Raw genomic sequence first — 11,451 nt, 5'->3', positions numbered from 1 at the left:
TACCCCCCTTTGTTATGAAACGCATATTGCTCATCATTACCATTTCCCTAAGTATTTTATCTGCAAAAGCACAACAAATTACACCTTCGAATGGCTTTAACCCCGAAAGGCTGGCACGGATAGATAATGTTGTAAAAAGTTATATTGATAGCAATTGGATTGTTGGGGCGGTGTGTCTGGTCATGAAGGATGGAAAACCGGCATATTACAAGGCCTTTGGCATGGATAATAAGGAAAAGGGCAAACCAATGCAAAAAGACATTATTTTTCGCATTGCCTCTCAAACAAAAGCCATAACAAGCACCGCCGTAATGATGTTATGGGAAGAAGGAAAGTTTCTGCTCGATGATCCGATTTCAAAGTACATTCCCTCATTTGCCAATCCAAAATTGCTTGATAAGTTTAATGAAAAAGACAGTAGCTATACAGCTGTGCCGGCCAAGAGGGAAATCACCATCAGAGATTTGCTTACCCATACATCAGGCATAGGTTATGCACAAATCGGTTCAGCAAAAATGAAAGCTATTTATGCTAAAGCCGGCATTCAGGCCGGATTTTCCAATCACAAACAACTTTTGGCAGATGCTATAAACAAGCTTGGAACTTTGCCACTGGAATACAACCCGGGCGAAAGGTTTAATTACAGCTTAAGTATCGATGTTTTAGGCCGACTCGTAGAAATCGCATCGGGCTTACCATTGGATAAGTTTTTTGCACAAAGAATATTTGGTCCGCTTGAGATGAAAGATACCTATTTTCATTTGCCGGAAGCTAAAAGAGCAAGGCTGGCAGCGGTTTACACCGAAGATGCCGATACCCGAAAACCGATTTTATGGCTAAATAATACCTTTCCTGGCAGTACGATAGATTATCCGGTTAACAATAATGGTTATTTTGCAGGCGGTGCCGGATTGGTATCAACCATAACTGATTATGCTGCTTTTTTACAGCTTTTCATTAATGGTGGCGTTTATCAGGGTAAGCAACTGCTGGCCAGGCATACCATTGAAATCATGACTAAAAACCAGATTGGAGATATATCACTGGGCGATGATAAATTCGGATTAGGTTTTCAAATCACAACTTCAAAAGGAAATGCCCGGCTGGGTGTATCTGAAGGAAGTCTGTCTTGGGGAGGTTTCTTTGGAACCAATTACTGGGCCGACCCTAAAGAAAAACTCTCGGGGCTTATATTTTTACAACAATGGCCTTTTAAACATAGCGAACTCGCCGATAAATATAAAGTATTGGTTTACCAGGCATTGAAATAATATTTGTACCTGAAATGATTAGAAGGATTGAATTTTAAATGAATAACTTTTTGCAAATCAATTAGTCGCATGGTATCTTGCCAGCTTACTTAACCAGATGGCACGTTGTGATTAAATTTACCGATTCAAAAGTACTCATTTAATAAAGCATGAATAAAACATCGAAGGATTTCCAGCCTGAAGAAATTAACGAATTAAAATATCGGTTAAAATCTATTTTTGGCGGGTCGGTTGGCAACCTGGTCGAATGGTACGATTGGTACACTTATTCTGCTTTTGCTTTGTATTTTTCTCCTGTATTTTTCCCGAACAGTGATCCAACGGCACAGCTTTTAGATACCGCTGGTATTTTTGCAGTAGGGTTTTTAATGCGGCCAATTGGCGGTTGGCTATTCGGCAGTATTGCGGATAAGCTTGGACGAAAAAAATCGATGACCCTTTCCGTTTTAATTATGGCGATTGGTTCGTTAATTATTGGTTCAACACCCGGATATAAGCAAATCGGAATTGCAGCTCCTTTATTACTGGTTTTTGCCAGGTTAATTCAGGGTTTAAGTACAGGCGGTGAGTATGGAACATCGGCTACATACTTAAGTGAAATGGCCACAAAAAAGCACAGGGGTTTTTATTCAAGTTTTCAATATGTAACCTTAATCGGCGGTCAGTTACTGGCCTTGGGTATTCAGCTAATTTTACAGAACTGGCTTTTAACACCGGCTGAGTTGCATAACTGGGGCTGGCGAATCCCTTTCTTTATTGGTGCAGTTCTTTCTTTTATCGCGCTTTATTTAAGAAGACATATCGATGAAACATCAGCGTTTAAAAGCAAAGAGAAAAAGAAAGGCGGAATAGCCGTACTCATGAAGTATCCAAAAGAAGTATTCACGGTTGTCGGATTAACATTGGGCGGAACAATTGCTTTTTACACCTTTAGTACTTACATGCAAAAGTTTCTGGTAAACACCGTTCATCTCAGTAAAGAAACTTCAACTACCTTATCCTTTATTTCACTTTTGGTTTTTGCCGTCATGCAACCTTTGTTTGGTTTATTATCCGATAAAATCGGAAGAAAACCATTGTTAATTGGCTTTGGCATTTTAGGTACTTTGTGTACGTTTCCGATTTTAACAGGTTTGGCTAATGAAACCAATACATCAATAATTTTCTTGCTGATGATTGCGGCATTAATCATTGTCAGTGGTTATACGAGCATTAATGCGGTTGTAAAAGCCGAGTTGTTTCCCGCAGAAATCAGGGCTTTAGGTGTAGGACTACCTTATGCTTTAACGGTTGCCATATTCGGCGGAACGGCAGAATACTTAGCGCTCTGGTTTAAAAATATTGGTCATGAGCATTATTTTTACTGGTATGTTACAGGTTGTATTTTGATATCATTGATTTTATATACAACAATGAAAGATACCAAGCACCATTCGAAGATAGAGGATTAAACTAACCAGAATTTAAGAATTTCTGGATTTGAGGATTTTGTAAAAAACGGCAGAAAACTAAAATTTATAGTAAAACCGGATTAGGCAAATTTCAATTTACTATATTTACCATTATGCAAAATCAAGCCCCGTTAGCCGAAAGAATGCGCCCCCAAAATTTAGACGAATATGTGGGGCAAAAACATTTGGTAGGCACAGGAGCAGTTTTACGTAAGGCAATAGAAAGCGGTCAGTTACCGTCTATGATTTTCTGGGGGCCGCCGGGTGTTGGCAAAACAACATTGGCGTACATTATTTCACAGGCTTTAGAACGGCCTTTTTTTAACCTCAGTGCAATTAATAGTGGCGTTAAAGACATTCGTGATGTAATCGATAAAGCAGCTGCTTTAAAAGACAGTTTCCTGGGTTTGCCGATTTTATTCATTGATGAAATCCATCGTTTCAGCAAATCACAGCAGGATAGTTTGCTGGGCGCTGTAGAACGTGGTTTGGTTACACTAATTGGTGCGACTACCGAAAACCCTTCTTTCGAGGTGATTTCGGCTTTACTTTCCCGCTGCCAGGTGTATATTTTAAAATCATTAACTGAAGATGAGCTTGCCGGGTTATTGCAAACCGCAATAAAGAAAGATCCGATACTTTCCGAAAAGAAGATAACGATTAAAGAACACGAGGCGCTAATTCGCTTAAGTGGTGGCGACGCCCGCAAACTTTTAAATGTGCTGGAAATAGCCGTTAACGGTATTGGTGGGAATAAAATCAGCTTAACCAATGAGAATGTGCTTGCACACGCACAGCAGAACTTAGCGCTGTATGATAAAGCGGGCGAACAACATTACGATATCATTTCAGCGTTTATTAAATCCATTCGCGGCAGCGACCCGAATGCTGCAGTGTATTGGCTGGCGAGAATGATTGAAGGTGGCGAAGACCCCTTATTTATTGCCCGAAGGTTATTGATTCTGTCTTCAGAAGATATTGGAAATGCCAATCCAAACGCATTGCTGTTGGCGAATAATTGTTTTACTGCGGTAAATGTTATTGGTTATCCAGAGGCACGGATTATTCTATCGCAATGCGTAACTTATTTAGCCAGCTCCGCGAAAAGTAATGCAGCTTACGAAGCCATAAATCAGGCCCAGGCTTTGGTTAAACAAACCGGCAATTTGCCGGTTCCGTTACACATCCGTAATGCGCCAACCAAACTGATGAAAAATGTAGGCTATGGAAAGGATTACAAATATTCGCATAACTATGAAGGTAATTTCGAGGCCCAGGAATATTTGCCTGATGAAATCAGCGGAACCAAACTATACGATCCGGGTAAAAATCCCGCCGAAGAAAAACTGAGGGAAAAGCTAAAACAAAACTGGAAAAATAAATACAATTATTAGGTGTAACATTTTAACCAAAACAAATACTAATTATAAGAACTAATACCTAAACTACAGATGTTGAATACTTTTTTAAGCCATCAATGGAAATCATTCTGGCGTTCGCGGAACAGGGGCAGCAGTATTGCCGGGCAAATCGTTTTAGGCTTTTTTATGCTTTACTTTCTTGTTCTGGCCCTTGGTGCCGGTTTCGGAATGCAATTTCTTTTGCCAAAAGTTTTCCCAAATCAGGATGTTATCAAAAGCTTTAACGGGCTAATACTCTATTATTTTGCTTTCGATTTTATTATGCGTTTACAGTTGCAGGAGTTGCCCACTCTAAGCATTATTCCTTATCTGCACCTTCGGATTTCAAGAAGTAAAATTATTAATTTTCTGAATGTTAAAGCCTTGTTTTCGGTATTTAACCTATGGCCGTTTTTTTTATTCTGGCCATTCTGCTTTATGAAAATTGCACCAACCTATGGTGTTTTTGTTACCTTAATGTACATCGTTACAATACTGTCCTTATCGGTTTTTAATAATTATCTGACGCTGTATATTAAAAGAAAATCAATTAGCAATGTGCTTTACACGCTTTCAGGATTAATCATTTTTGCTGCTTTCGCTGCGCTGGAATATTATAAGGTAATTTCAGTAATGGCTGCATCCGATTATGTTTTTAAAGCCATTGCTTCTGCGCCGTATATTGGTTTTGCTTTTACATTGGCGGCTATTGCTATTTTCTATATAAACGCTGCCTTCCTTCGCAAAAACTTATATACGGAAGAACTGGGTAGCAAACAGGAAAAAAAGGCGAGTACGGATTATGCTTTTCTGAATCGTTTTGGCAAAGTAGGCGAACTTGCCGCTTTAGAACTGAAATTGATTCTTCGTCATAAGAGACCTCGTTCTTCAGTGATTATGGGCTTCTTTTTCTTGTTTTATGGATTTATCTTTTATAAAGAAAAAGCAATTAACAGCGACGCCTTCGGCCAAATGATGTTCGGCGCCATTTTTATGACCGGAATCTCCATCATCATTTACGGTCAGTTTATGTTTGCATGGCAGAGCGCTCATTTTGATGGAATATTAGCCAACAAAATCAACTTTAAAGATTTTATTAAAGCCAAGTTTTTACTTTTCACAATCGGCTGTACGGTTATCACCTTGCTTGCCAGTTTTTATGGTTTTTTAAGTCCTAAGCTTTTACTGCTCCATTTGGCGGCTTACTTATACAATGTCGGTTTTGGTACGGTAGTGGTTCTTTACCTTGCCACATTAAATTATAAGCGTTTAGATATTACCAAAGCTGCAAGTTTTAATTACCAGGGAACAGGCGCAACCCAATGGCTTTTAATGTTCCCGTATGCATTAACCCCAATTTTAATATATATTCCTTTTGGAATGCTTAATAAACCTTACTGGGGTTTAATAGCGGTATCTATTTTTGGTCTTGCCATGTTACTTATGCGTGGCTTTTGGGTAAACTATATTGCGAAAAGACTTGAATTACAACGTTATAAAATAGCCGAAGGCTTTAGAGAATAATTATGATTTTAGAAGTTAAAAATTTACAAAAAGTTTATGGCGATAAAATCGTTGTAAACATAGAAGATTTACATATTGAGGCCGGCGAAACGGTTGGCTTAGTTGGAAACAACGGGGCGGGTAAAACAACCTTCTTCCGGATGCTTTTGGATTTAATCCGTCCAACACAGGGCGAGGTTTTATCAAAAGGAGAGCATGTAATGCAAAATGATAATTGGAAAAATTACACTGCATCTTTTTTAGATGAAGGGTTTCTGATTGATTATTTAACACCTGAAGAATATTTCATCTTTATCGGTAGTTTACACAATTTAAGTGTTGCGGATGTTTCTGCTTACCTTACACAATATGGAGAATTTTTTAATGGCGAAATATTAAACAGTGGCAAATACATCCGCGACTTTAGTAAGGGAAACCAGGTAAAGGTTGGTATTGCTGCGGCATTAATGCAAAAACCTGAAATCTTGATTCTGGATGAACCATTTGCAAACTTAGACCCCACCACTCAAATCAGGTTGAAAAATCTATTAAAAGCACAAAGTGGAAGGATGACGACATTTATTTCGAGCCATGATTTAAATCACGTTACAGATGTTTGTAACCGGATTATTCTCGTTGAAAAAGGCAGCGTAATAAAAGATTTTAAAACGGACGAAAATACGCTAAAGGAATTAGAGAGTTATTTCTCAGCATAATACTTCGTACTAATAATAATACAATAAAAGCGTTTTGGTTTGTCAGGACGCTTTTTTGTTATTGGAAAATATTCTTCCTGGCTCTATTGCAGATAAATAAAATTAAAATATCAGGCTTTTGATTTTTGGCATTGTGTTTGAATATAGAATCGCAGGAAATTAAACCTAAATTATTATGAGTATTTCAAAAGTAAAAATAGCAACATTAAGTATAGGATTAGCGGTTGGTTCAATGGCATTTCAAAGCTGTGATAGCTTAACTAAAACACAAAAAGGTGCTGGTATCGGTGCTGCTGCTGGTGGGGTTGTTGGTGCATTAATCGGTAAAAAAGCTGGTAACACAGCTGTTGGTGCATTAATTGGTGGTGCCATTGGTGGTACAGCCGGTGCATTTATCGGTCGTAGAATGGATAGACAGGCAGCTGAGATTCAAAAAGCAATTCCAAATGCAGAAGTTATCCGTGAGGGTGAAGGTATAATTGTAAAATTTGATAGTGGTATTTTATTCGACTTCGATAAAACAGCTTTAAAAGATGCAGCTAAAGCAAATGTTCAAAGTTTAGCAGCTTCATTAAATCAATACCCTGATACAGATATTAAAATTATCGGCCATACCGATAGCCGTGGTACTGAACAGTATAATCAAGGTTTATCAGAAAGAAGAGCCGCAGCTGTTAAAGCTTATGCAGTTTCTCAAGGGGTGCCATCTTCAAGATTGGTAACTATTGGTAAAGGTTTTTCTGAGCCGATTGCTGATAATGAAACCGATGCAGGTCGTGCGGCTAACCGTCGTGTAGAAATTGTAATCGTTGCAAACGATGCATTAAAAAGTACGGCACAAAAACAAGGCTAATATAGCAAATTCCCTCTACCTATGAGGTCATTATATATCCAACCCCGATGCAAAACATCGGGGTTTTTTTATTTATTAATTTCGGTTATTGAAATTTATTTCATTATTTGAAATTTCTTATAAAAACAATATCTTTGAATAATGGTAATACTAATCAAAAAAACACTTTCGTTATTTGCAGAGAAGTATCCATCATCAGCTATTCCATTAAATAACTGGTATGAAATTACCAAAAAAGCTGATTGGAATAAATTTGCTGATATTAAAAAAAGCTTTAACAGCGTTGATTATATAGGTAATGATAGGTACGTATTCAATATAAAAGGAAACGATTTTAGAATTATTGCCATGATATTTTTTGATAAGCGTACAATCTATATTCGTTTTGTTGGTACTCATAGTGAGTATGATAAGGTAGATTGCTCAACAATTTAAATTTTGTAATGATGATTGATAAGATTAGAAATGAAACACAATACGATTCAGTTATGAACTTAATTGAAGGATTTATAGCTAAGGCTACAGCTGGTGGCGGGTTTCATTCATTATCTGAACTAGAAACTAATGAACTCGAAAAACTTAGTTTATTGGCTGAAAAATATGAAGATAATGTTTTAAAATTAATGCCATTGCCATTAACCATAAATGCAGTAGTTCAGCGTAAAATAGAGGAATTAAATATCAATCAGGTTAAATTGGCTAAAATGCTTGGTTTAGGCGCTCCAAAACTTTCACAAATATTAAGTGGCAAGCGAGAACCCGATGTATTGTTTCTGAAGGCTTTGCACAATAAGTTAGGTATTAGTGGTGATTTTCTTTTAGAGTGTGTTTAAGAATAAATATCTTCAAAGTAACTCACCACCAGCGATTTCATCAGCAATTCCTGTTCAAGCATAGTATAAGGTGGAATCGCCTTAACCAGTTTCCAGTGTGGCCAGCCATCCTGATCCAAACCCTCCAGTTCGTAAAAACCCATTTCACTTAATAATCGGCATGTTGCAATATGCATTAATTCTTCTTTTTGTCGCTTGCTGTATTTTTTAGGCCCTTTTCCTAATTCCTGTACACCAATAAGAAAAAGCATCACTTTTAAATCAGGGAAATCTGAATCAAATTCTTTAGAAATTCTTTCTTGTAAAATTTTCCACTTGCTGTTAATCTCCGACGGTTTCATATTCTGCAAAGATAGTGTAAAAAGGTTTAAGCCATAAGGTAAAAGGTTTATGGTTTAGCGCTTAAGATTAAATCATAATTGTATTTTTGGTTACATTTATAAGCTATGAGTACAAATTCAAATAAAACAATTACAGCAGGCTTATTAGCCTATGGCATGTCGGGTAAAGTTTTTCACGCACCTTTTTTAAGTACCCATAGCGGCTTTAATTTAAAAGCAATTGTTGAACGCAGCAATAAAAATGCGGTAAAAGACTATCCTGATATTTTAAGTTACAACAGTATTGATGAACTTTTAAATGATTCGGAAATTGAACTGGTTGTTATAAACACGCCAAATAACTTGCATTATGAACACTCAAAAGCCGCACTCGAAAAAGGTAAACATATTCTTGTCGAAAAACCATTTACGGCAACATCAGCTCAGGCGAAGGAATTATTTGATTTGGCAGATGGGGTTGGCAAACAAATTTTTTTCTATCAAAACCGTCGCTGGGATAGTGATTTCGCATCAGTAAAGAAAGTTCTGGCTAGTGGAAAGTTGGGTAAATTAAATGAAATGCATTTACGCTACGATAGATACAGAAATGTTATCGGACCAAAAGCCTTTAAAGAAAAAGCAATTGAAGCGAGCGGTTTACTTTATGATTTAGGTCCGCATCTTTTGGATCAGGTAATCAGTTTATTCGGAAAACCCTTAAGTTACCACAAAGTTTTAGGTAAAAACAGAAAGGATACCGAAGTTGATGACTATTTCACCATCCAGTTAAATTATCCGGATAGCGTAAATGTATTTGTTACGTCGAGCATGCTGGTTGTAAATCCGCAGGCAGCTTTTGTTCTGCATGGGGTTTATGGAAGCTTTATTAAACAACGGGCCGATATACAAGAAGAGCAATTACTTGCCAGGATGAAACTTACTGATGAAGGTTATGGAATAGAACCTGCAGGCAAAAATGGTTTATTAACCACCATTGATAATGAAGGAAATAAAACGGAAGAAATTATTCCATCTGAGGTTGGAAGTTATTTGCCACTTTTTGATGCTGTATATCATTCGTTAATAGAAAACAGGCCTTATCCGGTTACGAGAACAGATGTTATCATTCAGCTGGAGATGCTGGAAAGTTAGTGGCTCATGGTTTATAGCCATTATGTAGTAACCTAATCTATCAGCCATTGGCTATCAACCTCATTTATTATTCTTCAAAAACCAAATATGAATTCATTACCATTTGCTTATTTGCTCCCGATTTTTCTTATCGCTTTATATTTTATCCTGCGGAAGAAAAAGCCAGCAATTGAGCCCTTAACTGAAACGGACAGGCAGATTTTAAACGATTATGTAAGTTATTACCATCACCTGGATTCGACTGATAAAATAAAGTTTGAGCAAAAAGTCGCAGAATTTTTCAGTACGGTAAAAATAGAAGGTGTTGGCGTTGAAATGACAACATTAGATGAATTGTTAATTGCATCAAGTGCGGTAATACCAATATTTGGATTTAACGATTGGCAATATAAAAACCTTACAAGCGTTTTGCTTTATCCGGATACCTTTAATAAAGATTTTCAATTTGAAGGGGGTGAAAGAAATATCGAAGGAATGGTTGGCAGCGGTTATATGAACGGACAAATGATTTTATCCCGCTCCGCTTTAAGGCTTGGTTTTTCAAAAAGCGCCGGTAAAGAAAACACGGCAATTCATGAGTTTGTACATCTTCTGGACAAATCTGACGGGGCAACGGACGGTATTCCTGAAAACCTGATGAGCCATGAATATACTTTACCGTGGGTAAAAATGATGCATGAGGAAATGGAACGAATTGAAGATAATAAATCGGATATTAACCCTTACGCAATTACGAATCAGGCCGAGTTTTTTGCTGTGGTGTCAGAATACTTTTTTGAAAAACCCGAATTATTGAAAGACAAACACCCTGACTTATATCACCAACTTAGCCGTATTTTTGCACAGCAACCAGCTGGATAATAATAAATCACAATTACCAAAATTCAATAATCAAAAACCGATAGTCAAAGCTCAATAATCAATTTTCAAACAATAAACGAGCGATCAGTTTAGCAATCAAACAATGAAAGCAATAAAAATTTTATCAGTTATTCTTTGCCTGTTATCATTAAGCGCCTTTGGCCAGAAAACTTATATTTTGAAACAAGAATATCCTGTTGGTAAAAAATACAGCTATGCTATTAATTCCGATCAGATAATTAATCAAAAAATTGATGGTAAAGAAATCAGTTATATTCAAAATGTTGGAACGGATTACATTTTTAATATTAAAAGTTTGAAAGGAATAGATAAAACCATTCAGGTAACCTATAAGCGGTTAACAATTAAATCTGTTGGCATGGGAAATGAACTTATTTTAGATTCAGATAAGGAAGAAGCGGGAAAGCCAAATCCTTTTTCTGGCTTAAAAAATGCCGGTTTTAGTATGTTATTAGCATCAAACGGAACTGTGAAATCTATTTCAGGCGTTGATAAAATGGTTGATAGTATAGCCGCAAAAATGACGACTGATACAGCTCAGCTTAAACAAATGAAGCTTTCTTTGGGCAAGCAATTTAACGCAGAAGTGATAAGGCAAACGATGGAATCATCATTAAAAATATTTCCTGATAAAGCAGTTAAAATTGGCGAAAGTTGGGTTGTTAATACTAAAATGCAAATTACAATGCCCATTGAGGCTATCACAACCTATACATTAAAGGAAGTTAAAGATAATGTTGCGACAATAAGTATAAAAGGCAGTTTAATTTCTAAAGGAAATTTTGAAACGATGGGCAACAAAATGCAAACCGATTTGAAAGGCATGAACATTGGAGATGCACAGGTTGATATCAGAACCGGTATAATTTTAAACAGCCATACCAGAACCGAGTTATACGGTAAAATGAAAGCTTCGGAGCAGGATATTGATTTTGATCTGGAGGGTATAAACAAAATTGTTGGCAAGGAGATTAATTAATTTTCCTTCGCCCGGTTTCAATTAATGAAGCAATCTTAATTTTTTGGGTTTTTAAAAAGGTCGTCTTCTCGATCCGATAGCTATCGGATGA

12 protein-coding genes are annotated in these 11,451 nt (G+C 36.9%); 11 read left to right on the top strand and 1 reads right to left on the bottom strand.

Annotated elements, in window-relative coordinates; genetic code table 11:
- Positions 1 to 14: 14 nt before the first annotated feature.
- From O0931_RS11630 to O0931_RS11595, 8 genes are all read left to right on the top strand, one after another.
- The gene (locus O0931_RS11630) at positions 15 to 1,271 is read left to right on the top strand and encodes a serine hydrolase domain-containing protein (RefSeq protein ID WP_269415753.1); all 1,257 of its coding nucleotides are present in this window, start codon (positions 15 to 17) and stop codon (positions 1,269 to 1,271) included.
- A 149-nt stretch (positions 1,272 to 1,420) separates the two neighbouring features.
- Positions 1,421 to 2,722: an MFS transporter gene (locus tag O0931_RS11625; RefSeq protein ID WP_269415752.1), complete on the top strand. Its 1,302-nt coding sequence runs from the start codon at positions 1,421 to 1,423 to the stop codon at positions 2,720 to 2,722.
- A 113-nt stretch (positions 2,723 to 2,835) separates the two neighbouring features.
- Complete coding sequence (locus tag O0931_RS11620; protein ID WP_269415751.1) at positions 2,836 to 4,116, top strand: replication-associated recombination protein A; 1,281 nt, start codon at positions 2,836 to 2,838, stop codon at positions 4,114 to 4,116.
- 57 nt (positions 4,117 to 4,173) lie between these two features.
- Entirely contained in the window at positions 4,174 to 5,646 is a 1,473-nt protein-coding gene (locus O0931_RS11615; RefSeq protein ID WP_269415750.1) for a DUF5687 family protein, read from the top strand.
- Between the two features lie 2 nt (positions 5,647 to 5,648).
- Positions 5,649 to 6,341, top strand: a complete 693-nt coding sequence (locus O0931_RS11610; protein WP_269415749.1) for an ABC transporter ATP-binding protein — start codon at positions 5,649 to 5,651, stop codon at positions 6,339 to 6,341.
- 175 nt (positions 6,342 to 6,516) lie between these two features.
- Entirely contained in the window at positions 6,517 to 7,194 is a 678-nt protein-coding gene (locus O0931_RS11605) for a YiaD family glycine zipper/OmpA-like lipoprotein (RefSeq protein WP_269415748.1), read from the top strand.
- A gap of 141 nt (positions 7,195 to 7,335) precedes the next feature.
- Positions 7,336 to 7,629 (top strand): type II toxin-antitoxin system HigB family toxin, encoded by a 294-nt coding sequence (locus tag O0931_RS11600; protein WP_269415747.1) that lies wholly within the window; start codon positions 7,336 to 7,338, stop codon positions 7,627 to 7,629.
- 8 nt (positions 7,630 to 7,637) lie between these two features.
- Positions 7,638 to 8,027 carry a helix-turn-helix domain-containing protein gene (locus tag O0931_RS11595; protein ID WP_269415746.1) on the top strand — a complete coding sequence of 130 codons (390 nt, stop codon included), beginning with the start codon at positions 7,638 to 7,640 and terminating at the stop codon, positions 8,025 to 8,027.
- Here the strand turns inward: O0931_RS11595 and O0931_RS11590 are convergent.
- A complete protein-coding gene (locus tag O0931_RS11590) occupies positions 8,024 to 8,368 on the bottom strand; it encodes a hypothetical protein (protein ID WP_269416259.1) in 345 nt (114 codons plus the stop codon). The two genes, O0931_RS11595 and O0931_RS11590, sit on opposite strands and share 4 nt — an antisense overlap.
- A gap of 105 nt (positions 8,369 to 8,473) precedes the next feature.
- Here O0931_RS11590 and O0931_RS11585 point away from each other — a divergent pair, with 105 nt between their 5' ends.
- From O0931_RS11585 to O0931_RS11575, 3 genes are all read left to right on the top strand, one after another.
- Positions 8,474 to 9,499, top strand: a complete 1,026-nt coding sequence (locus tag O0931_RS11585; protein ID WP_269415745.1) for a Gfo/Idh/MocA family oxidoreductase — start codon at positions 8,474 to 8,476, stop codon at positions 9,497 to 9,499.
- A gap of 87 nt (positions 9,500 to 9,586) precedes the next feature.
- Positions 9,587 to 10,360, top strand: a complete 774-nt coding sequence (locus O0931_RS11580; RefSeq protein WP_269415744.1) for a M90 family metallopeptidase — start codon at positions 9,587 to 9,589, stop codon at positions 10,358 to 10,360.
- A 103-nt stretch (positions 10,361 to 10,463) separates the two neighbouring features.
- Complete coding sequence (locus O0931_RS11575; RefSeq protein ID WP_269415743.1) at positions 10,464 to 11,360, top strand: DUF6263 family protein; 897 nt, start codon at positions 10,464 to 10,466, stop codon at positions 11,358 to 11,360.
- The last annotated feature ends 91 nt before the right edge of the window (positions 11,361 to 11,451 follow it).

It is taken from the genome of Pedobacter rhodius, assembly GCF_027213645.1.
In the GTDB taxonomy this organism is placed as follows: domain Bacteria; phylum Bacteroidota; class Bacteroidia; order Sphingobacteriales; family Sphingobacteriaceae; genus Pedobacter; species Pedobacter rhodius.
Note: the sequence above shows the minus strand (reverse complement) of the source record. Positions and strands in the feature narration are given on the sequence as shown.

Bases quoted from the DNA above. Each gene is read 5' to 3' on its own strand.
- O0931_RS11630 (WP_269415753.1), top strand. From the start codon at position 15: ATGAAACGCATATTGCTCATCATTACCATTTCCCTAAGTATTTTATCT.
- O0931_RS11625 (WP_269415752.1), top strand. From the start codon at position 1,421: ATGAATAAAACATCGAAGGATTTCCAGCCTGAAGAAATTAACGAATTA.
- O0931_RS11620 (WP_269415751.1), top strand. From the start codon at position 2,836: ATGCAAAATCAAGCCCCGTTAGCCGAAAGAATGCGCCCCCAAAATTTA.
- O0931_RS11615 (WP_269415750.1), top strand. From the start codon at position 4,174: ATGTTGAATACTTTTTTAAGCCATCAATGGAAATCATTCTGGCGTTCG.
- O0931_RS11610 (WP_269415749.1), top strand. From the start codon at position 5,649: ATGATTTTAGAAGTTAAAAATTTACAAAAAGTTTATGGCGATAAAATC.
- O0931_RS11605 (WP_269415748.1), top strand. From the start codon at position 6,517: ATGAGTATTTCAAAAGTAAAAATAGCAACATTAAGTATAGGATTAGCG.
- O0931_RS11600 (WP_269415747.1), top strand. From the start codon at position 7,336: ATGGTAATACTAATCAAAAAAACACTTTCGTTATTTGCAGAGAAGTAT.
- O0931_RS11595 (WP_269415746.1), top strand. From the start codon at position 7,638: ATGATGATTGATAAGATTAGAAATGAAACACAATACGATTCAGTTATG.
- O0931_RS11590 (WP_269416259.1), bottom strand. From the start codon at position 8,368: ATGAAACCGTCGGAGATTAACAGCAAGTGGAAAATTTTACAAGAAAGA.
- O0931_RS11585 (WP_269415745.1), top strand. From the start codon at position 8,474: ATGAGTACAAATTCAAATAAAACAATTACAGCAGGCTTATTAGCCTAT.
- O0931_RS11580 (WP_269415744.1), top strand. From the start codon at position 9,587: ATGAATTCATTACCATTTGCTTATTTGCTCCCGATTTTTCTTATCGCT.
- O0931_RS11575 (WP_269415743.1), top strand. From the start codon at position 10,464: ATGAAAGCAATAAAAATTTTATCAGTTATTCTTTGCCTGTTATCATTA.